Source organism: Psychrobacillus sp. NPDC096389 (assembly GCF_044762855.1).
Classification (GTDB): Bacteria; Bacillota; Bacilli; order Bacillales_A; family Planococcaceae; genus Psychrobacillus.
Genome location: NZ_JBIWFB010000006.1, coordinates 107924 through 130258 on the forward strand (window position 1 = coordinate 107924; position 22335 = coordinate 130258).

Annotated in this window: 23 protein-coding genes and 1 riboswitch; of the genes, 14 read left to right on the forward strand and 9 right to left on the reverse strand. The window is 39.3% G+C overall.

Annotated elements, in window-relative coordinates:
- Positions 1-21 precede the first annotated feature (21 nt).
- The 9 genes from ACIQ38_RS15445 (at position 22) to ACIQ38_RS15485 (ending at position 8610) form a co-directional block, all read left to right on the forward strand.
- Complete coding sequence (locus ACIQ38_RS15445) at positions 22-1185, forward strand: thiolase domain-containing protein (protein ID WP_402824798.1); 1164 nt, start codon at positions 22-24, stop codon at positions 1183-1185.
- A gap of 3 nt (positions 1186-1188) precedes the next feature.
- Positions 1189-1605: a Zn-ribbon domain-containing OB-fold protein gene (locus tag ACIQ38_RS15450; protein WP_402824801.1), complete on the forward strand. Its 417-nt coding sequence runs from the start codon at positions 1189-1191 to the stop codon at positions 1603-1605.
- 27 nt (positions 1606-1632) lie between these two features.
- Complete coding sequence (locus ACIQ38_RS15455; RefSeq protein ID WP_402824804.1) at positions 1633-3327, forward strand: CocE/NonD family hydrolase; 1695 nt, start codon at positions 1633-1635, stop codon at positions 3325-3327.
- Between the two features lie 13 nt (positions 3328-3340).
- Positions 3341-4297, forward strand: coding sequence for an MBL fold metallo-hydrolase (locus ACIQ38_RS15460; RefSeq protein WP_402824807.1), 957 nt, complete (start codon positions 3341-3343; stop codon positions 4295-4297).
- Entirely contained in the window at positions 4297-4983 is a 687-nt protein-coding gene (locus tag ACIQ38_RS15465; RefSeq protein ID WP_402825218.1) for a 3-oxoacid CoA-transferase subunit A, read from the forward strand. Before ACIQ38_RS15460 ends, ACIQ38_RS15465 begins: the two co-directional genes overlap by 1 nt.
- Entirely contained in the window at positions 4976-5662 is a 687-nt protein-coding gene (locus ACIQ38_RS15470; RefSeq protein WP_402824810.1) for a 3-oxoacid CoA-transferase subunit B, read from the forward strand. The genes ACIQ38_RS15465 and ACIQ38_RS15470 overlap by 8 nt, the downstream gene beginning before the upstream one ends.
- The gene (locus ACIQ38_RS15475; protein WP_402824812.1) at positions 5659-6414 is read left to right on the forward strand and encodes a GntR family transcriptional regulator; all 756 of its coding nucleotides are present in this window, start codon (positions 5659-5661) and stop codon (positions 6412-6414) included. The genes ACIQ38_RS15470 and ACIQ38_RS15475 overlap by 4 nt, the downstream gene beginning before the upstream one ends.
- A 67-nt stretch (positions 6415-6481) precedes the next feature.
- The gene (locus ACIQ38_RS15480; RefSeq protein ID WP_402824815.1) at positions 6482-7579 is read left to right on the forward strand and encodes an FAD-dependent oxidoreductase; all 1098 of its coding nucleotides are present in this window, start codon (positions 6482-6484) and stop codon (positions 7577-7579) included.
- A 101-nt stretch (positions 7580-7680) separates the two neighbouring features.
- The gene (locus ACIQ38_RS15485) at positions 7681-8610 is read left to right on the forward strand and encodes an alpha/beta hydrolase (protein WP_402824818.1); all 930 of its coding nucleotides are present in this window, start codon (positions 7681-7683) and stop codon (positions 8608-8610) included.
- A gap of 148 nt (positions 8611-8758) precedes the next feature.
- Here ACIQ38_RS15485 and ACIQ38_RS15490 read toward each other — a convergent pair whose 3' ends face one another.
- The 4 genes from ACIQ38_RS15490 to ACIQ38_RS15505 all read right to left on the reverse strand — a co-directional run bounded on the left by ACIQ38_RS15490 (position 8759) and on the right by ACIQ38_RS15505 (position 13434).
- On the reverse strand, positions 8759-9754 hold the full coding sequence (locus ACIQ38_RS15490) for an MBL fold metallo-hydrolase (protein ID WP_402824821.1): 996 nt from the start codon (positions 9752-9754) through the stop codon (positions 8759-8761).
- A 95-nt stretch (positions 9755-9849) separates the two neighbouring features.
- Positions 9850-11109, reverse strand: a complete 1260-nt coding sequence (locus ACIQ38_RS15495; RefSeq protein ID WP_402824823.1) for an MFS transporter — start codon at positions 11107-11109, stop codon at positions 9850-9852.
- 210 nt (positions 11110-11319) lie between these two features.
- Positions 11320-12444, reverse strand: a complete 1125-nt coding sequence (locus ACIQ38_RS15500) for a cupin domain-containing protein (protein WP_402824826.1) — start codon at positions 12442-12444, stop codon at positions 11320-11322.
- Positions 12445-12480: 36 nt separating this feature from the next.
- The gene (locus ACIQ38_RS15505) at positions 12481-13434 is read right to left on the reverse strand and encodes a fumarylacetoacetate hydrolase family protein (protein WP_402824829.1); all 954 of its coding nucleotides are present in this window, start codon (positions 13432-13434) and stop codon (positions 12481-12483) included.
- 226 nt (positions 13435-13660) lie between these two features.
- On the opposite strand from ACIQ38_RS15505, the gene ACIQ38_RS15510 reads away from it, so the two are divergent.
- The gene (locus ACIQ38_RS15510; protein ID WP_402824832.1) at positions 13661-14860 is read left to right on the forward strand and encodes an FAD-dependent monooxygenase; all 1200 of its coding nucleotides are present in this window, start codon (positions 13661-13663) and stop codon (positions 14858-14860) included.
- Positions 14861-14880: 20 nt separating this feature from the next.
- Here ACIQ38_RS15510 and ACIQ38_RS15515 read toward each other — a convergent pair whose 3' ends face one another.
- A complete protein-coding gene (locus ACIQ38_RS15515) occupies positions 14881-15642 on the reverse strand; it encodes an IclR family transcriptional regulator (RefSeq protein ID WP_402824834.1) in 762 nt (253 codons plus the stop codon).
- Between the two features lie 82 nt (positions 15643-15724).
- Between ACIQ38_RS15515 and ACIQ38_RS15520 the strand changes: the two genes are divergently transcribed.
- Positions 15725-16231 (forward strand): DinB family protein, encoded by a 507-nt coding sequence (locus ACIQ38_RS15520; protein ID WP_402824837.1) that lies wholly within the window; start codon positions 15725-15727, stop codon positions 16229-16231.
- Positions 16232-16351: 120 nt separating this feature from the next.
- On the forward strand, positions 16352-16744 hold the full coding sequence (locus tag ACIQ38_RS15525; RefSeq protein ID WP_402824840.1) for a PaaI family thioesterase: 393 nt from the start codon (positions 16352-16354) through the stop codon (positions 16742-16744).
- Between the two features lie 100 nt (positions 16745-16844).
- Here the strand turns inward: ACIQ38_RS15525 and ACIQ38_RS15530 are convergent, their stop codons facing one another.
- From ACIQ38_RS15530 to ACIQ38_RS15540, 3 genes are all read right to left on the reverse strand, one after another.
- Positions 16845-17843, reverse strand: coding sequence for a zinc-dependent alcohol dehydrogenase family protein (locus ACIQ38_RS15530; protein ID WP_402824843.1), 999 nt, complete (start codon positions 17841-17843; stop codon positions 16845-16847).
- Positions 17844-18015: 172 nt separating this feature from the next.
- Positions 18016-18609 carry a YdcF family protein gene (locus ACIQ38_RS15535; protein WP_402824846.1) on the reverse strand — a complete coding sequence of 198 codons (594 nt, stop codon included), beginning with the start codon at positions 18607-18609 and terminating at the stop codon, positions 18016-18018.
- Positions 18606-19247, reverse strand: coding sequence for a glycerol-3-phosphate acyltransferase (locus ACIQ38_RS15540; RefSeq protein WP_402824849.1), 642 nt, complete (start codon positions 19245-19247; stop codon positions 18606-18608). Before ACIQ38_RS15540 ends, ACIQ38_RS15535 begins: the two co-directional genes overlap by 4 nt.
- 140 nt (positions 19248-19387) lie before the next feature.
- Positions 19388-19504: riboswitch (SAM riboswitch) on the forward strand.
- Between the two features lie 118 nt (positions 19505-19622).
- On the opposite strand from ACIQ38_RS15540, the gene ACIQ38_RS15545 reads away from it, so the two are divergent.
- Positions 19623-20915 (forward strand): O-acetylhomoserine aminocarboxypropyltransferase/cysteine synthase family protein, encoded by a 1293-nt coding sequence (locus ACIQ38_RS15545; RefSeq protein ID WP_402824852.1) that lies wholly within the window; start codon positions 19623-19625, stop codon positions 20913-20915.
- 101 nt (positions 20916-21016) lie between these two features.
- Complete coding sequence (locus ACIQ38_RS15550) at positions 21017-22003, forward strand: homoserine dehydrogenase (RefSeq protein WP_402824855.1); 987 nt, start codon at positions 21017-21019, stop codon at positions 22001-22003.
- 61 nt (positions 22004-22064) lie between these two features.
- Here ACIQ38_RS15550 and ACIQ38_RS15555 read toward each other — a convergent pair whose 3' ends face one another.
- Positions 22065-22295, reverse strand: a complete 231-nt coding sequence (locus tag ACIQ38_RS15555; RefSeq protein WP_402824858.1) for an excisionase family DNA-binding protein — start codon at positions 22293-22295, stop codon at positions 22065-22067.
- Positions 22296-22335 lie beyond the last annotated feature (40 nt).

Genomic DNA, 22335 nt, shown 5'->3' on the forward strand with positions numbered 1-22335 from the left:
AGAAAAAGGAGATTATGGCAGATGAGTATTAAAGGGATGGCTTATATTGTTGGTGCATACGAACACCCAACGCGAAAAGCTGAGGACAAATCCGTTGCAGCTTTACATGCGGAATGTGCCAAAGGTGCTCTGGAAGATGCAGGGCTAACATTTGCGGATGTTGACGGTTACTTTTGTGCGGGAGATGCTCCAGGTGGTGCCTTATCGATGGTAGATTACCTGGGACTCAATGTTCGCCATATCGACTCTTCGGAAATGGGAGGCTCATCCTATATTGCACACGTTTCACATGCAGCTCAGGCCATTGCAGCAGGTAAATGTAATGTAGCCTTAATCACAATGGCGGGTCGTCCACGTTCGGCAGGTAGAAGTGGTGTGAAGCAAAAGATTGTTGGTGCGAATGTTCCTGATGCACCATTTGAACTTCCTTTTGGTCCAACTGCCGTGAATGAGTACGCAATGGCCACGATGCGTCATATGCATGAATTTGGCACGACGAGCGAACAGTTAGCGTGGGTCAAAGTTGCCGCTTCTCATCATGCCCAATACAATCCAAATGCAATGCTACGCGATTTAGTGTCTGTTGAAGATGTATTGGCTTCTCCACTAATTGCGGACCCACTGCACCGATTAGATTGTTGTGTTGTAAGTGACGGTGGTGGTGCATTAGTTGTGGTGAAACCTGAAATAGCAAAAAGTCTAAAACGCCCACTAGTCCGAGTAATGGGTAGTGGTGAAGCGTCAAAAGGACTATTAGGTGGCAAAGTAGATCTTACATATACAGGAGCAATTTGGTCAGGACCTAGAGCTTTCGAAGAGGCGGGGATAACCCCTCAAGATATTAAATATGCTTCCATTTATGATAGTTTCACGATTACCGTGTTGATGCAGCTGGAGGATTTAGGTTTTTGTAAAAAAGGCCAAGGTGGTAAGTTCGTTGCTGAAGGGAACCTAATTTCAGGTGTTGGTAAGCTTCCAGTTAATACAGACGGTGGTGGTTTGAATAATAATCACCCAGCAAGCCGAGGAGGCATCGTTAAAGTAATCGAAGCTGTTCGCCAATTACGTGGAGAAGCTCAACCAGAAGTACAGGTGAAAAACTGTGACATTGCATTGGCTCATGGTACTGGCGGTGGGCTAGCAAGCCGTCATGGTAGTGCGACACTTATCTTGGAGAGGGTGTAGATCATGGTAACTACGTATCAATCAAGAACAATGGCAATCCCTGAAATCCATCCAGAACATAAAGAATATTGGGATGCTGCTGCACAAGGAAAACTACTGATCAAGCATTGTGATTCCTGTGGTGAGTATCATTATTATCCACGTGTCTTATGTCCAAACTGCATGAGCGATAATACGACATGGATAGAAGCAAAGGGCACGGGAAGTATCTACACATATAGTGTGATGAGACGAGGCGTGCCATATGCGATTGCCTTCGTGGAGCTTGATGAAGGGCCGAAAATGATGACGAATATCGTCGATTGTGACCTCGATAAGGTTCACATTGATCAAAAAGTAACAGTGGTATTCAAGCCAAGTGGGGATTCAGACACTGAGGGACCTTTTGTTGCCTGTTTCAAACCAGTTGAGCTTGTATAGAAGTATTTATAAAAGGAGCGGACTCAAATGATTATTACGAAAGACGAACGCATTAAAATGCGAGACGGTGTGTATATCGCTACAGATATTTACCGTCCTGAAGGTAACGAAAAAGTTCCAGCATTACTTGCTATTAGTCCTTATGGTAAAGAACTACAAGCACAGGCACTCACCTTACCGCCACAAGCACGTCCCAGTCATCTTTGGAACGGTGCAATTGAAGCAGGAGATATTCATGAAGTAGTGTCACGAGGTTATGCGCATATTATTGCTGACGTACGAGGCACAGGTGGTTCGGAAGGACAAATGTGTGGAAACTATAACTCCGGTGGTCATGGAGATGGTAAAGACATTTATGACCTTGTTGAATGGTTAGCCGAGCAAGATTGGTGCGATGGCAATATCGGAATGATTGGTATTTCATACTTTGCATCCGTTCAAATTTTAGGTGCAGCAGAGCAACCACCACATTTAAAGGCAATTTTTGCAAACGGTGGTCATTTCGATCTGTATGAACTTTGTTATCACGGAGGAATTATGTGGTTAATGCCACGTGCTTCTCGTGAAGGACGCGGTGGCGATAGCGGAAACGCATTTAATAACGTAGCAAGTAAGAGCTCGAAAGTATTTACACCAGAAGAGCTTAAACAAAAAACGCAAGAGCGTTTAAACGATCCAGATATTGCCCATTGGTCAGATTTTGTTCATCTATTACATTATCAAGATCGTCATGAATTGTGGATGGATTACTTATTAAATCCACTGGACGGACCATTCTGGCAAAAAGATTCTGCCATAGAAGTAGCGCATAAAGTAACGATTCCAACTTATTTCCAAGCGAAATGGGGTCGCGGTTGGAATGTAGAAGGCACGATCGAAGGCTTCCATAAAGTATCAGGCATTAAAAAGCTTGATATCCAAGCACTACCACCGATGTTAGAGCGTCCATTCCATGAAAATCATGATGAAATGTTCCGCTGGTATGATTACTGGTTAAAAGGTATTGATACAGGCATTATGGATGAACCAGCAGTTCAGTTCTCGGTAGAAGGTTCTTACAAATGGCGAGGCGAGGACCAATGGCCATTACCATATGAAGAAAAGAAAGAGTTTTACTTACGACCACGTCACAAAATTAGTGCTAAACCAGAGCCATTAACATCTGAATATGCACATCCAGATGGTTTCTACCAAGCGCCATTAACAGTTACAACTAAATCAGAGGCGATTAAATGGACTAGTGATAAATTCCTAGAGCCTGTAGAAATGACAGGTACTGGGGCATTATATATCCACGCGGAAATCGATACGGATGACACGAACTTTATCGCTAAGCTTTATGATCTAGATCCAAGTGGTAAACGTACTTTAATGACTTCAGGTTATTTAAAAGCATCGCATCGTGAACTAAATGAAGAAAAATCTACATACGGGGAACCGTGGCATCCACATAACCGTGCAATCCCAGTACCACCTGGTGAAATTATCGAATATGCAATTCGACTATACCCATTCTCCTTCCTTATCAAACAAGGACATCGTATTGAATTGGAACTTGCGTGTAACGAACCACTTGATGGAGAAGATGCAAAATTATTACCACCAGATAGCTACCACTTACCTAGTGGTCGTGCGACAATGCACAAAATTTATCGAGACAAAGATCATCAATCTCGTTTAGTTTTACCAGTCATTCCAAAAGAGTTCAACATTCTTAACTAGAGGAGTGAAACGATTGGAAAATTCAGTACGTATTATTCCCATTGAATGTAAATTTGGTCCAGTCTCTGCATTCGCTTATTATGTGGATGCGATAGAACCGGCAATCATTGATACAGGTGTTCATATATCTGCAACGCAAGACATTGAGCCGGTTCTAGCTGAACACAGTATACGAATGGAGGACATTCGTTGGATTCTATTAACGCATGGTCATGTGGATCATCTCGGTGGTGCTTATGCAGTATGGGAAAAGACAGGACGCCGCGCAAAAGTAGTAATTCCGAAAAAAGAAGCTAGATTATTACGAAATCGTAATGAACAGATTGTCGATTACAAAGCTTTGCAAGGGAAATATATTACCGATCTAGCGATACAAGAAAAGCATATGGCCATGTTAACAACGGATATTGGTGGCAATATAGAACCTGAACTTGAAGTGAAAGATGGCGATCAGATCAGCCTCGGTGGTGATTTATCGTTAACTGTTGTAGAAACACCCGGTCACTCCATTGGGTCGGTAACATTTGTATTAGATGGTCTAAACTTTGCATTTGCGGCGGATGCGGTCCAAATGTATGGGGGCTTAAGTGGCTTACCTACGATTGAAAAGCCGAGGCTATACCGTGAAAGTATACATCGTTTATTGGAAGAAGTTCGTCCAAGTCGTTTGTACTTAGGGCATCCATTCCGTAATATCAAGGGTGAACTGCAAAGTGCACAAATCACTGGTGATGAAGTAACATCTGTTCTCCGAGCAAGCCTAGATATGGATGCCAAGTTGGTGGACATCGTGCAGAGACATCTTGCAGGAGATACACGGACGAACGAAAGCGACGGATTATATGGACCGTTTGAATCCATTGCAGCGGAGCTTGGTTATACAGGGGATCCAAGGCATTTACCTTGCACATTCTTTGTTACGATGCATGGTTATCAAGAAGAAATAAATGAAAGGGGGAAAATAGAATGATCCAGAAAAAATATGAAAACGTCGCACAATCCATAGCTGATATGGAGGACGGAGCAACGCTTTTAGTTGGGGGATTTGGAGGCAGTGGACTCCCTTTAAAACTTATCGCAGCCCTTACAGAGAAAGGCACGAAAGATCTGACCGTTGTATCCAATAATATAGGTGCTGTAAGTGATGGTGTAGCTTCGCTAATTAGTAACAACCAAGTAAAGAAAATCATTTGCTCTTTCCCAGTAGGCCCTCACGCTGACGATTTAGTAGAGCGACTTCAAAAAGGGACGATTGAGTTAGAAATTGTCCCTCAAGGTACACTAGCGGAGCGTATCCGGGCAGGTGGAGCAGGAATTCCAGCTTTTTATACACCAACAGGGGTGCAAACGGAGCTTGGAGAAGGAAAGGAAACACGCAATTTTAATGGCCGTGACTATCTTTTGGAGCATGGGATTGTAGGCGATTATGCTTTTGTTAGAGCACATCGTGCAGATCGTTGGGGAAATCTTGTTTATAACAAGGCACAGCGTAACTTTAACCCAGTGATGGCGACAGCGGCAAAAATTACAATTGCTGAAGTGGACGAAATTGTAGAAATTGGACAAATCGATCCAGAAACGATTGTTACCCAGAGCGTCTACGTACATCGTTTAGTGCAATTGGAAAGCGAAGGGAAGGTATTAGTACATGAGTAAAGATCAAGAGCAAATTGGATGGTCAATGCCAGAACTAGCCTCGCGAGTAGCTTTAGATTTAGAAGATGGGTGGTTCGTGAATCTTGGAATCGGTTTACCGACACTTGTAGCGGACTACATTCCCGAAGGAAAGGAAATCATTTTACACAGCGAAAATGGACTTCTCGGATTAGGACCAAAACCAGAATTAGGTGAAGAAGACTGGGATCTTGTAAATGCAGGAAAAGAGCCAATTACGCTAAAACCTGGTGGCTCATTCTTCTCGCAATCGGAATCATTTGCCATGATTCGTGGAGGTCACTTGGATGCAGCAATTCTTGGGGCATTCCAAGTATCACAGTATGGTGACTTAGCAAGTTGGAAGCTTCCAAACGCAACGCTTGGACGTGTTGGCGGCGCAATGGATCTTACTGCGGGTAGTAAACGTGTTTTCCTGTTCATGCAACATACAAGTAAGCAAGGACCAAAAATTGTAGAAGAATGTACGTATCCACTAACGACTCCTCGTTGTGTAGATCGAATTTATACAAATCTTGCAATAATTGATGTAACAGAAAATGGACTTATTGTTTTAGAACTTGCCCCAAATGTTTCATTTGAATACGTACAAGAACGCACTGCAGCACCGCTTAAGCTACATGTTGGCTTACAAAAAGAAACGATTGGAGTACAGCAATGACTAGACATGCACTAAAACTTACTATTGACCGGCAATCGGGGGTGCCACTTTACAAACAGATTAAGGAAATATTGATAAAGGAGCTACAGGAGGCAGCAGGGGAGACGGGTCGTCCATTTAGTACGGAGCATGAGCTTGTGGAGCGGTTCCGTGTGAGTCGGGCTCCTGTCCGCCAGGCATTGAAGGAGCTTGCAAATGAGGGGTACGTTTATCGAGAGCGAGCAAAGGGCACTTTTCCTGTTCAGGAAATGCCGGTACGACCTCCGGGGCTAGAGTTAGGGGGACTAGTTGGTTTTCTTCGTGATCAAGGGATGGATTGCAAATCGAAAATATTAAGTGTTGACTGGGTATTACCTACAGAGAATCTATGTGAAATCCTTCGTATTGAGCCGAATGACAACGTTTTGAGAATTTCTCGTTTAATCATGCTTAAAGGGAAACCGCTCGTGTGGGCACAAACTTATCTGCTTGTACCGGAGGATTTCCAACCGGGTAAACGGGAGCTTGAAGAAGCTGAGAGTGTCTTTGTACTTCTTGAGAGAGAACAGGGGATCCTCATTTCTCGAGGAGATCATCAAATTTATGCATCTGGTGCGAGCCAAATGGTAGCAGAGGTTTTAGACATTGAAGACAGAGACCCTGTTCTGGTAACGGAAACCAAGCTGTACACACGTAATGACCGCCTAATAGGCTGGAGAAAGGCTGTCCATATTGCAGATGATTACAAGTTATCTTTTTCAGTGAATCGTTGAGATGGTTCACAATTGGGGTGTATGAATAAAAAATTGGTGTGAAAAACACAAATAGGGGGAAATGTTCATGAAATCTAAAGCTCAATTAAGAATTGCAATTATTGGTGGAGGCATTGGGGGAGCATCAGCTGCAGTTGCATTAAAGGCAAAAGGAATTCGCGCAGACGTGTATGAGCAAGCATCATCTATGAAGGAAGTTGGAGCGGGAATTGGGATCCGGCCGCCAAGTGTGAGATGCTTTAAGGAATGGGGTCTATATGAAGCGTTAGAAAAAGTAACGACACAAAGTGATCACATGGAAATTATTGCAGGAGATGATCATGTTCTTATTAAAGAAGCATGGCCGGTACTAACTGATGACAAAACAGAAGCATACGCTCGTCTAGTTCACCGTGCAGACCTATTAGAAACAATTGTTTCGGGTATTCCAGAAGATCAAATTCATTTAAATCATCGTTGTGAGAAAGTTATCGATCACGGAGATTATGCGGAAGTTACGTTTGCAAATGGTACAACAATTGAAGCAGATCTTGTTATAGCAGCAGATGGTATTCGTTCAACTGTCCGTAATCAGGTTTTAAAGAATGTGGAGCCGGTATATTCAGGCTATCTTGCACACCGTGTATTAATTGACTTTGACGATGCACTTGGTTTGGCTTCAGAGGACAATATTTTACGAATTTATGTAGACGGTGATAACTCTTTTTATTTATTGCCATTAGAGCATCGCAATCAAGTATCTGTAGATATAACAGTGCCAGGTGAATTTGCATGGAAACCAGAATTAACAAAAGAAGAGATTTTAGCGAGTATTACAGGTTTCGGTCCAACACTTCAAAAATTAGTAGAGAATATCGCATTTGAAGACATTGTGACTCGTCCATTATGTGATTTAGAACCAATTGATAAATGGAGCACGAAATCAGTTACGCTAATTGGTGATTCGGCTCACGCAATGCTTCACAATCAAGGGCAAGGCGCAAACATGGCCATGCAAGATGCGGAAGTATTAGCAAAAGCAATACTGGAAGCGGATACAATTGCTGAAGCACTACAAAACTATGAAGAGAAACGCAAACCAATTACGAAGCTTTACCAAGAACTATCTCGTCTATTTCCATCGGATCAAGCTGAAACTGCTTTCCCAGAAAAAGCGCACTTCTAAAAATTTACTTAAAATAACAAGTTCCTTACCTATTGAATAGGTAAGGAATTCCGTTCGTTTATAAATGAATCAGAAAGATAAAAAATAAGGAGGTTCTCATAGTGCCTGTACATCCAGAGATAAAAAAGATTCTAGAATTTATTCCAAAACCAGATACAAAACAAAAGGTGATACCAGAAGAACATCGTAAAATATTCGATGCACCATCTTTACCAGTTGAACAACGGGAACAAGTATATCATGTCGAAGACAAAACAGTGTCAACGCCTGATGCAGAGCTGACTGTTCGTATTTACACACCAAAAGAAGCAGACGCTTACCCAGTTTTAATGTATTTCCATGGCGGTGCCTTCTTCTCTGGAAACTTAGAAAGTCATGATGATGTAGCACGTTCCTTATGTGCAGCATCTGGCTATAAAGTCATTGCTGTTGATTTTCGTCTTGCTCCTGAACATCCTTTTCCTGCTGCGCTAGATGATAGCTATAATGTAACAAAATGGGTAACAGAACAGAAGGATGCATTAAAATGGGACGGTAATAACCTGGCCCTTGCGGGTGATAGCTCTGGTGGAAACTTAGTTGCTGCTGTTTCTTTAATGGCCCGTGACAAAAAGGAATTTACAATTACAAAGCAAGTGTTATTTTATCCATCATTAGACCTTGATTTTAGTGAATTCCGTTACCTATCATTAGTGGAAAATGGTACAGGGTATTTCGTGGAAAGTGATCAATTAGCGGAACTTAATAGTTTCTATTTGTTAGGTGACGTTAATACAGATAATCCGCTCGTTTCACCAATTCGTGAAGAAAATTTAGAAGATATTCCTGAATCTCTTATTATTACAGCAGAATATGACCCATTTAGAGATGAAGGGGAGCTATTTGGTGAGAATTTAAAGAAAGCTGGCGTACATGTAGAAGTGAAGCGATACGAAGGCGTTACGCATGGCTTTTTAGGGAAATGGACGCATCTTGATGAATATAAAGACGTTTACAAGTTTACAGGTGATTTTTTAAACTCGATGAAGTAAATTTTTAAGTTACTCCTAATGTGAACAACAAAAAAACTTAGCCTATTTCTTTCTAAAAGAGGTGGGCTAAGTTTTTATTTGCAAACTGAAACTATAGGAAACCGATACATAAAAATTAATGAAAAGTGATGCTGAGGTAATTATAGACTTATGGATTAATCACAAGGCCATCTTCAGCAGCTATAATTTCTCCTTTAAAACCTGCATCTGCAAATACTGCTGAAATATTTTTATTATCCACCTTACCAAGACCGATATGAGTTAGAACAACTTTTTTAACATCTGAATCTGCAGCCATTTTGGCAAGTTCTTCTGTAGTGGCATGAGATTTCTTTAAACCATTTTTTAAATTTTCCCGTGCTTGTTCAGGTACGTCTGTATAATCACTAGTTAGCATTCCATCAATAACTAGAATATCTGCATTCTTTGCAAATGAGGAGAAGTTTTCAGAATAAGTTAAATCACCTGAAATAACTATACTTTGTCCATTTGCATCAAAACGGTATGCATAGGTTGGAACAGTGTGTGGGACAGGAATAGATGTAATTTTCACACCATCAAGTTCAAAATTATATTTATCCTCTGTGAAATCTTTAATGTTCACATTTGTTAAAAGGCCATCTTTTGGCCAGCCTAAACTAGCGCGGTATTCTAAATCTTCCTTGAAAAAATTAACAGTAATATCATAAAGTTCTTGGACTTGAGGTCCTATAAGATTAAGAGAACGCCTTCCTGTAGGTCCTTGCCATCCATCAATAAAAAAGTTCCAAAAGTCACCATTATGGTCGACATGTTGATGTGTAAACAACATATTTGTAATTTTTTCCGCAGGTAGACCAATCTTTAATAGCGTGCTAGTTGTATTTGCGCCACTGTCGACTAAGAAAAATTTATCTTGAAATTGGACTAATGTACTTGGAGCTCCACGGTTAATCTCAGTTTTTGGATTGCCTGATCCAACTGTCACTACTCGAAAGCCATTAGGAACTGTTTCAAATACAGATTTCTTTTCTTCGCTAGAATTATTTTGGTGGCTGTTCATTTGATTTTGTTGAGTCTTCACACTACCGGCAGCTACTTGGTTACTACAGCCACTTATTACTACAAATATGCATAAAACAACAAATAGAAACTTTCTATTCATATATTCAACTCTCCTTCTATTATTAAAGTTTTTAAAATATAAGGTTAGCAAGAAGCCCACCTCATCAGGAAGAAGTGGGCTAAGTGTTTTGTGAATTAAGGTTGTACTGAAACACTAGTGTTCACTACTGATTCCTGTGTTTGATTGACTTTAGACGGTGCTGTTTCTTTAAAGAATAATGTAAATATAAATGCGACAAGACCAGCAGCAGCGGCAACATATAATGGTGTTTGAATACCGTACATATCTGCTAAAGCACCATTTATCATTGGATTTAAGAATCCACCGACTAACTCACCAATACCGATTGTTAAACCAATTGCAAGACCAGAGTATTGTAGTGGAACAGACTCCACTGGAATAACCGACATTGACATTCCGATAACACCAGAACCAGCAGAACCGATGAATAACAGAATCATCATTAATGGAATGGAATCTACAAATACGATACTTAGTGGTACGAGAATTAACAACAAACCAGAAACTGCAGAAGCAGGTTTACGACCCGTTCTTTCTGAAAGAGTTGGGATTAAGAAACCGAAGATTGCATAACCAACCCCGAAAGAAGCCATTACTAAACTCATTGTTGTACTAGATAAACCTTTTGCTTGTACTAAGTATGTTGGTGCGAAAATTTGGAATGCCATTAGTGTAGTCATAACTAAACTGAAAACAACAATGGATAACCAAATATTGCGATGTTTAAGAACATCTTTTACTTTCACTTTTTCAGTAGATTTTGTTGTATGCATAGAGTGAAATTTTGTTGGATCTGGATTTTTAACTCCTTTTAAAATTGCAAAGCTTAATAGAATCCCTGGAATAATCGTTAAATAGAATGCAGTATGCCAGTCGAACTTAGTTGCTAATGCAACGATTAATATAGGTGCTAAAATACTTCCGAATAATGCGTTGCTTGTATTCATCGTAAAACCTAAGTTAAACCCTTTACGACGCTCTGAAGATTCTATTGCTAAAATCGATTGTGTTTGCGGAATCAGCGGACCTTCTACAATACCCATTAATAGACGGAGTACAAATAACATAGCGAATGTTTGTGCTAAACCATGTAATAATGAAATTATAGAGAATGCCAGTACTAAAATTGCTAGCATCACTTTCTTGCTTTTCACTTTATCTGATATGAATCCACCTAATGGACCCGAAATCGACCAAGTTAATGCAAGTGCTGCTCCTAGTAAACCTAGTTGCGTGTAGTTTAGCCCTAAATCTACAGAAATCATTGGGAATAAGTAGTTAATCGATAAACGGTCAAAGAATACAAACCCTATTACAAAGAAGAAGATTAACGTTAATTTATTTTCATAGTTCCAAAATCTCTTTTTTTCCATTAAAAACACTCCTTTTATTAAAGATAGAATATTTTGAATATTTTAGGCGTTTTTCTCCCATTAAAAATAACAATACCTTCAAAGATATGTTAAATATCACCACCTTCGAATATCCATTTCCAACGGATAAAGCGCTTACATATATTTATAAAAATATCCCGTAAATGATAAGCTGTGGTCTTCATTTACGGGATTACTTCTATTCAGCCTTTAACGAAATGCTGCTTTAAATTCACTTATAATTTCTTGATGACCGTTATTTGAGTCATGTGCCTGCTCTTGTTCTAATTCAAAACGATCCATGATTGGGATATCGTTCACAGAGAATAGATAGGAATCTGTTGTCGCTTTATGCTCATACCAAGCCCAGTTAGGTACAACAAAGTAGTCACCAGCTTTCCAGTCAAAACGTACGCCGTTAATAACCGTGTAGCCCTCTCCTTTATGAGCGTGATAAACCGTTGAATGTGTATGGCGCAGTGCTTTTGTATGCATCCCTGCTGGCAAATGTTGCATGCGTGTTCCTAATGTTGGATTCGCAGATTTCCCTGTTGATGGGTTGATGTACTCGACAGCAAATCCATGATGTGGATCTGGGTCAAATGCCATTAAACCTTTAATACCATCAACCGTACGATCCCATTTATAGTTTGCTAAAGGTGCAACTGTAAATTTATCGTCTCCAACTGGACGAATCATACCACCACGGTAGCGTTGTTCGGAAAAGTTATCTGGTACTCCAGGTTGTTGTAGTCCATCTTCGTATGGTTCAAAGAATGTACCACCGATTGAATATAGAGTTGGAATATCTAAAGCATCCATCCATAGCATCGGCTCGGTACCTAAATGTTCATGACCATGCCAAAGATTTTTAGGTGTAGTTAAGAAATCTCCCTCTTCCATGAAAATACGTTCACCTTGGACGATCGTATAGGCACCAGTCCCTTTTGAGATGAAGCGTAAAGCTGACTGCGAGTGACGGTGAGATGGTGCTTTTTCTCCTGGGAGAAGCATTTGAACAGCTGCATAAATTGTTTGAGATGTAGATGCCCATCCCCAAGGTTTACGATAAGTTAAACCAGGATTTTGAAAATAAATAGCACGGCGTTCTCCGCCACGGTCTGGTGTGAAAATTTCTGCTGCTTCAGCCATCTTTTTATCGATTAATTCCTTTGACCATAAATAGGCTTCCGCGTGTGGTTTTGGTGTCTTATTCATAATTTCAGGTATTGCTTCCCAAAGTGGTCCAAGGTTATATTGAGCAATTTCTTTCGTAAAGTCTGTTACAATTTGACTCTTCATAAATTCTGCAACTTCTGGAGTTACTCCAGCCATAATTCCTCGACTCCCTTTCAAATAAGATGATAAGTATTAAGCATTCACTAAAGTACCTGCTACAGTAGCTACTTTATTTTCCAAAACACCTACTTGATCGATTTCAATACGAACTATATCGCCATCTTTTAAGAATGTAGGCGGTTCCATTGCTACCCCAACTCCACCTGGTGTACCTGTTAAGACAACATCTCCAGGTTCAAGCGTCATCAAATTAGATAAGAATGACACTAGTTTCTGAACTGAGAATACTAGATTAGCTGTATTTGTTTTTTGACGAACTTCCCCATTTACTGTTAACACAACATCTAAACCAGATGGGTTTGTCAATTCATCAGCTGTGACTAAATAAGGACCCATTGGTGCAGAACCGTCTACAGTTTTACCTTGGAGCCATTGTAATGTGCGACGTTGGATATCGCGATAAGTCACATCATTAGCAATCGTGTAACCAGCAACGTAATCTAGTGCGTCTTCTTCTGAAATATTGCGGGCTTGTTTTCCGACTACAAAAGTAAATTCTGCTTCATAATCTAATTGCTCCGAAATTGGATAAAATGGGATATCATCTTCAGGACCTAATATTGTGTTTGCAAATTTAGCGAAGACAACAGGATGTGAAGGTAATTCACGACCCATTTCTAAAATATGTTCACGGTAATTATGTCCCACACAAATAATTTTCCCGGGGTTAATAACGGGAGCTTCTACTTTTACCTCATCTAGTGAAAAAATAGCTTTTTGCGCAGAAGCAGTTGGATTAGCCAACAGGAAGTTTACGGCTTGTTGTGCTAGATCAATTGATTTTTTCCCCCCTTGATATAGTTCATCTGTTGTAGAAGGTACATATGCATGGGCAATTTCCTTGTAACGATATTCTCCAGCTGTTTTCAATTGTGTTTCGTAAGCATAATTTAGATCAATTACTTGTTCATCTACAATAGCTCCGGCACGTGTGGTTCCGTTGAAAGAATAGTTAATTAATTTCATTATAATCCTCCTTTTATCTAAATAGAATACAATGTTCTCTATTTATAGAAAATATAATATAAAATCTATTGGTATGTCAATGCATTTTATAGAATTTTTATTTTGTTTAGAAAATGCTAAACATTTAGATTAATCATTGACAAATACATGAAAATTAGGTTAGATTTCATTATAAGGGAACTTAGTTCACTATTTATATAATATTTATATTGGGGGGTTAATATTTATGACGAAAATCAGTGACATTATTGTGGTTGGTGGAGGAATTGGCGGTTTAGCGACAGCGCTTTCAATTGTACAAAGAACGGGCAAGTCTGTAGCGGTATTAGAGCAAGCGCCAGAATTTGGTGAAGTTGGTGCCGGAATTCAACTAGGAGCAAATGCGTTATTTGTTTTAGATCAACTAGGTGTAAAAGAACAGATTGCAAAAGTTTCTGTATTTCCAAAACGTCTTGTTTTAAAAGATGTTTATACAGCGAAAGAATTAGCTGTTTTAGATTTAACAGAAGGTTTCCAAGAACATTTCAAACAACCATATGTAGTACTTCATCGTTCAGATTTGCATCGTGTACTATTTGAAGCATGTCAAAAAAATGGTCGTATTAAATTTATGAATGACGAAATTATTCAAACCGTTGAACAAGCTAATGGGCAAGCTACCGTTACAAACCAAAAAGGGGAAACATATAGTGCCGAAGCAATTATTGGTGCAGATGGTTTAAAATCAAAGGTTCGTAAATTATTTTCAAATGATGAACCTATTTGTTCTGAATATGTTGCCTATCGCGGTACAATTCCGATTGAGGAAATCACTGCTAAAGGTGATGTAGCAATGGATGATGTAATTATGTGGATTGGTCCAAACTTACATTTAGTCCAATATCCTGTACGTCGTGGGGAACTGTATAACCAAGTGGTTGTATTTAAAACGTATGACTACAAACCAGAAGGAGACTGGGGTACACCAGAAGAAATGACGCAACGCTTTAAGGGAGCTCATCCATTAGTAGAGCGCGCATTAGAATTTATCTCTACGCAATTCCGTTCGCCAATGTTTGACCGTTTGCCTCTTGAAAACTGGACAGAAGGTAATGTGACATTGTTAGGGGATGCAGCCCATCCAATGCTACAATATTTAGCGCAAGGTGGTGCACAGGCACTAGAAGATGCCTATGTTATAGGTGAAGCATTGGAAACCGAAGCTACTTATAATGAAGCCTTTAAAAAATATCAAGCGGAAAGACAACCTCGTAGTGCAATGGTTCAAACGTCTGCACGTAAATGGGGAGAAATTATTCATGCGGAAGATGACATAACGGTTTTACTACGTAATACGATTTTTGGTAATCATAAAGCTACAAATTATGAAGTGGCGGATCATTTATACAATTACTTCAATGTTCGAAAAAACGAGGTAAAAGCTTAATAGAAAAAGAGAAAGAGGAGTTATTCCTCTTTCTCTTTATATCCATATATAGCAGACATTTCTTTACTCAATGAAATAATACGTTGAATAATTTCTGAATCGAAAGCATTAGGAACATCTTCAGAAAAACCGACGACAGAAAAAGAACCGACGAGCTCATGTTTGTAGTTAAGAATTGGAAAGCCGATCGACGATACATGACGTACAAGCGGCTCAAAGGAATAAGTAAAATGTTCCATCCTTATTTGCTTTAGCTCACGTTGAAATTTAGCAATGTTAAATTGATCAATGGATTGTTGTTCTTGTTCAATCCAATTGGTTATTTCCAATGAATTGGCATAAGCCGCAAATATTTTACCCGAAGCCGAGGATAATGGTAGTTTTGTGCCAATCTGTGCACCAATATTTAACCCGTAGTTGGTATTCCAAATATTCGTAATAACGGGTCCATCATTGATCCAAGTTGCTAGTAGAGTGGTCATATTGGTCAGTTTACTAACTTCTTTAAAATATGGGGTTAATCTTCCTATAAAATCAGCATTTTGCGATGCAGCTGTTCCGTATTCTAAAAATTTATAGCCTAATGAAAAATATCCACGTTTCTGATCACGATATAATAAGTCCATTTGCGTTAATGTATTTAAATACTTGTATAAATTACTTTTGGAAATACCTGTAATTTCTTGGATATCTGAAAATTTTAAAGGAATATCACTTTGCGCAACGGCGTCGATAATTTGGATTCCTAAAGTTAAAGAGCCGATGGTTGTATTGCTAGACATTACACTCATTCCCTTCTTCTTTTGCTTATTTGTAATGCGTCACAAATAACGGTATAAAACCGACACTAAGGAGTATTTTACTATGACATTAGAAAATTTGAAAGAAAGTTCAAAGATTATCAAATCAATTATTGAACAAATGGTTCGCCTAATAGAAACAACAGATACATCCCTATTATACAAAAAGCCATCTGAAGAAGAATGGTCCCTTATGCAAATTGCTTGTCATGTCAACGAAGCAGTAGAATTCTGGGTAGCCGATTTGGAAGCATTACTAATCGTTCCAGGGGCAAAATGGGGACGTAACCACGAGCATGTTCGACGCTTGGCTGCTGTGGAAGATAATTATGTTACTTCTGTTTCGAAAGAACAAGCTATTACACGCCTTGAATCGCTAATTTCTCTTACAGAGCAAGCTTTAGGTAAAGTCAAAGCGGAAGACTTAAGTAAAACTGCACCAAGCTATAACCCAAACTTTGATGGCAAACCACTGTCTTTTTTAATCGATCATTTAATTATAAAACATATAGAAGGTCATTTAGGTCAAATGGAGCGTCATTTAGAAAAAGTACAATATCAAAATAGTTAATAGTATGATAGAAAGCACAAGAGACGCATATGCGCGCTTTTGTGCTTTTATAGCGAATATGCGATAAAATCGATCAAACAATGATAAAATGGCAGTAATAGTGCTCAGGAGGTTTGTATGATGAACTTTTCTTCTTTGATACATGAGTTTGAACAATCTAACTTTTTTAAGTACATAGGATTTGAATGTGTAAGCGTGGAGTATGGGAAAGTGATCATTCAAATTCAAAAAAGGCCCGATATTTCTAATTTGAAGGACATGCTGCACGGGGGAGTTATCATGTCTGGTCTAGATATAGTAATGGGCATAACATCTAGAACATTAGGGGTGAAGGCGGCATCGACCATTCAAATGGAAGTGAAGTTTGTAAATAGTGTCTTCGAAGGAACAACTGAAATAATTGGTGAGCTTATACATCGCTCGGACCATACAGCAATTTTAAATGGCAAAGTAATCGACGAACAAGGAAATTTAATAGCCTATAGTACAGCTACCTTTAGGTTATATTCTTAACTGAAAATAACTCTGAAATAACGGGGGCTATTTCTAAAAAGGGGTACCATACGAAAAAAGCTTCCGAATAGGGGAAGCTTTTTTCAAGTTTACAATAATATTACCAACTATTTTTCAAAACAATTTTTCCAATTGCCTTACCTGACTCCAAATATTCGTGTGCTTTTGCGACTTCATCAAAGGTAAAAACTTTGGAATCTAAAAGCGGTCGCAGCTTCCCTTCCTCCACAACCTTAGCTACTTTCTTCAAAATTTCACCATTATGTTTATGCATATCTTTGTTTAATATTTTCAATAACATAAAAGTAATATGGAGAGAAAGCCCCTTCGAATGCATAGGAGAGAGGTCATGAGTCGAACGAGCAGCAATGGCCGCTACTGTTCCATGGAGTGCTGCTGCCTCGAAAGAGCGATCAAGGTTTTCACCTCCTACTGTGTCAAAGACGAGGTCAAATCCTATCCCGTTTGTATATTTTTGTACATAGTCACTAACGCTTTCTTCTCGATAATTAATCGTTACATCCGCGCCAAGGTCAGTACCGATTTCTAACTTCTCCTGCGAAGAGGCAGTTGTATAGACTGTCGCTCCCGCCCATTTAGCTAGTTGAATGGCGATGTGCCCTACTCCTCCGGTAGCTCCGTGAATTAAGATATCTTGTCCGGGTACAAGCTTTGCCCGATTAAATAGTGCTTCCCAAGCGGTAATAGAGACTAGTGGTAAAGCTGCAGCTTCTTCCATCGTCAAATTTTTTGGCTTATGAGCAAGTAAGTCAACATCTGCCAGCATAAACTCTGCAAGAGCACCGCCAGACGTCCCTTTAAATCCACCCGCGCATCCAAATACTTCGTCACCAATTTTAAACTCGGTCACACCTTCACCTACTGCACATACCAAACCTGCCACATCTCCATGTAAGACTGCTGGAAATTCAGGTGCAACGGCTGGAACTGCACCAGATCGGACTTTCGTATCAATGGGATTTACACTTGTAGCCTTAACTTGGATAAGTACATGTCCAGGTTGTAGCTCAGGTTTTGAAATCTCCTTATACTGAAATACAGATGGTTCACCGAAAGATTGGATAATTTGTGATTTCACACTTATCACTCCTTATTATTTGTTTTACCTGATAAGAGAGAGGTCAACTTCAAATTGTAAAAAAAGAAAAGTAAAAATTTTTAGTCTTTACCTTCAAAATCAATGATACTTTATATAATTTAAAATTAATAGTTTCGGAGATGACCAAAAAACTCCGTCTAGAAGCCCGGAGTCATTTTCCAAAAATATAAGTCTTCAAAAGCGCAGCCCTCTCACGCAATCGTACTTTTGTTTCTATCACTTTCGGCGTTTCCGCAGCCACGACATCCGTATTCCAACCGAGCTTACTAGCAAGCATTTTTGCACGATGTAGATGGTAATCGCTTGTAATGATCGTCACCGATTTCACATTTTCAGGCAATAATTCTTGCGAAAATAACAAGTTTTCGTAAGTGGAAGTTGACTGGTTTTCCACGATAATTCTATCCTCCGTGATTCCGTTTTCTATAAGAAAGTTTCTCATTACTATAGCTTCTTCAATATCTTCATCAAGTCCTTGTCCACCAGATACGACAAGCTTCACATGAGGGTTCTCTACCGCATAAGCAAGTGCAGCTTCCAACCGATATTGCAAAGAAAGTGAAGGGATATTCCCTTTTTTCACTTTAGCTCCGAGCACGATTGCGTATTCATTGGAACCATCTGCTTTCGGCTCCAGTCCGTCATCTAGCCATTTACTCGTGACCATCCACATACCAACTCCGCCTGAAATAACTACTAGTAAAGGAATAAGCACGATCCACCTCATTTTCTTCATTTTCATCATACGGACGGTTTCTTTTTCTTCAAGAACGCGGATATTCTTGGTTCTTCTTTACGGACTAGGCGACGAAAATTTTCGATATGTAAAACAACTGCCATCGCGAATAAAAAACCTGCGACTGCAATAGGGGCAACCCCTTCGGCAAACCAAATCGAAGCGACTATAAATACTGCATAAAATACAAACACACCAATCAATAAAAAATCTGTTAAAAAAGTCGTACCGATTAACAATAAAAGTCCAATAAGTCCAATTGGCCAATAAATAGCAAATAAAATACCAATAATCGAAGCTGTTCCTTTTCCACCTTTAAATCCAGTGTAGATCGGAAAATTATGTCCTAAAATAACAGCGGCTCCAGCTAAATAAAGTAATAAATCTTGTTCCATGGAAGTAAAAGAGCCATATTGTTGCACAAAGAAACGAACACCTATAATAACGAAAACACCTTTTAAAATATCAATTACAGCAACCAAAATTCCATACTTCATTCCAAGAACTATTGCAGCGTTTGAAGCACCCGAATTTTTAAGCCCTTCTTTTTTAATATTGACCCCACTTAAAGCCTGGGCAACTTTTGAGCCGTGCATTGCTCCAACAAAATAGCCAATTCCTAAAATTATCAAAATCCAAATGCTCATCATCTCACCTCTCTATCAATAACTACAATACATTTAACGTTCCACTAACAAAGAAGTTTCAGAATTTTTCACAAAAATGCTTGACGGATAGATTCATAAAATCATATACTGTGTATCAAGATGGAAAACTAAATCTAATACTCTTATCAAGAGTGGCGGAGGGACTAGGCCCTGCGATGCCCGGCAACCACTGAGTTTTAAACTCGGAAAGGTGCTAATTCCTACAAATTCGTTGACCCGAATTTGGAAGATAAGAGGAGGAACATGCGAAACTGCACCCCTCTTCTTAATCGAAGAGGGGTTTTTGTTTGTCCTAGAGATCCTCTCCCGTTTCCCGATATGTCCATCTAAATTATTTTCTAGGAGGAATTCAAAATGACAAATCTTCAAAAAGAAACAGTTCTTTTGCACGGTGGTCAGCAACCAGATCCAGTAACAGGTTCACGAGCAGTACCTATTCACAAAACAACTTCTTACGTATTTCGTGATACAGAGCATGCACAAAATCTTTTTGCATTAAAAGAAACAGGCAATATTTATTCTCGTATTATGAATCCGACTGTTGATGTTTTCGAGCAACGAGTGGCGCTTCTTGAAGGTGGAACAGCAGCGGTTGCGGTATCTTCTGGTATGGCGGCAATTGCGTTCTCCATTTTGAATATTGCGGGAGCGGGGGACGAAATAATTGCAGCAGAAAATTTATACGGAGGTACATTTAATTTATTCGCACATACATTGCCTCGTTACGGCATTACGGTAAAATTCGTTGACGCTACAAATCCGGAAAACTTCCGAGCTGCAGTGACAAACAAAACAAAAGGATTCTTCGCAGAAACAATTGGTAACCCAAGTTTAAATATATTGGATATAGAAAAAGTAGCAGCGGTTGCAAATGACGTAGGTGTACCGCTATTAATAGATAACACCTTCGCTACTCCGTACGGAACGAACCCAATTAAGTACGGAGCTCATGTGGTAATCCATTCCGCAACGAAGTGGATTGGTGGACATGGAACAACAATCGGTGGAATTGTGGTCGATGGAGGAAACTTTGACTGGAACTCAGATAAATTCCCAGGATTTACAGATCCAGATGTAACTTACCATGGTTTACGATATGGAATTGATGTACCAAGTGTTGCATTCGCGATTAAATTACGTGTACAGCTTTTACGTGATTTTGGTCCATCCTTAAGTCCAGAAGCTGCCTTTTCGTTTTTACAAGGATTAGAAACACTACATCTTCGAGTTCCTAAGCACAATGAAAACGCACAAAAAATTGCCGAATTCTTAGTAAACCATGAAGGCGTAGAATGGGTGAACTACTTAGGATTGGAAGACCATCCTTCCCATGAACTAGCGAAAAAGTATTTACAAAATGGATTTGGTTCGATCTTAAACTTCGGCGTAAAAGGTGGAAAAGAAGCTGGTCGCCACATTATTGATAATATTGAAATTTGGTCACATGTAGCAAACGTAGGGGATGCTAAATCACTAATCATTCACCCAGCGTCTACAACGCATCAACAGTTAACACCAGAAGACTTGGTGAAAACAGGTGTTACAGAGGATCTAATCCGCTTGTCTGTTGGGTTAGAAGCAGTAGAGGACTTACAAAATGCTCTAGATAAAGTACTTGTGGAAAAAACAAATGTCCTCTCTAGATAGAATTTTGTTGTTAATTGGGCGCAAATAGTCTACAATATATAAAATAATCAATCTTAAATACAAAAACGCTCAATTGTGCAGATTTAGTTGGAGGAGAAAGTATGGCGAAAATAAAAGCAGCAATCTTAGGTTTCGGAACAGTCGGCCAAGGGATTTATCATATTGTCAACGAAAAGAGAGAAGACTTGAAAAAGTCGTTAGGGTTGGACATCGAAATTAGCGCTATTCTTGTCAATAACCTGTCAAAAGAAAGAATAGCAACGCCTGGTGTACTAGTAACAGATGATTTTGAGGACATTATTAATATTCAAGGGCTTCAAGTAGTCTTTGAAGCAATTGTCAACGAAGAACCAGCGTATAGCTATTTATGTCGAGCAATCGATAAAGGATGTCACGTCATTACGGCAAATAAAGTGATGTTCTCCAAATATAGTATCCCATTACAAGAGCGTGCAAAATCACGCGGCGTATTTGTCGGGTATGAAGCAACTACAGCTGGTGGAGTTCCTGTCATTAAAACATTGAAAAATTTACTCCAAGTCAATTCAGTGAAGAAAATTCAAGGGATTTTAAACGGAACGTCCAATTATATTTTAACGCAAATGCGTGTAGATGAATGCCAGTTTGAAGATGCTTTAAAAGAAGCACAGCTTCTAGGATATGCGGAAGCAGATCCATATAATGACGTCTCTGGTCAAGATGCCTTCCGTAAATTAATGATTTTAAGTGCGCTCGCTTTTGGTAAACAGCCAAACTGGAACGATGTAAAAGTAGTAGGAATCGATGAAATTTCACTTGAGGATGTGAAAAAGGCGAAGCAAGAAGGTCTTCGTTACCGCCATGTTGCAGAAATTGAGCAAGATGAAAACGGGGAACTATTTGCATCAGTTGGACCACAACTTGTAGGTCCAGATCATCCTTTATACGCGATAGAAGGAGTAAATAACGCTGTTTCACTAGATACAAACTACATTGGCACATTAACATTAGTAGGACCGGGAGCCGGAATGTATCCAACTGCAAGTGTCATGGTAGAAGACTATGCAGAAATTATTGGAAAACGTGCAGGATTTTTTATTACGATTTAATACAAAAAATGACTTCGACAATTTGCGTCGAAGTCATTTATTTTTAATATGCATTTAAATATTAATCCTCATCTTTCACATCAATATCATCCGGAATGGGTGTGTTTCGCCATTCGTCAATTTGGCGTTTTAACTCTTCTACTTGCTCCAAATGTGTTTGGAATTGGGCACTATTAATGTAATAATCTTCTCCATCGAAGATTGCACGAATCTTTTTTTCAGCAATATAGCGTTTCACTTGTTCAATAGGCATCGATAAATAATTCGCAGTTTCTTCTACTGTCATATACACGGGGCATGCCTCCTATCTATATAAGTATAAGATACGATGG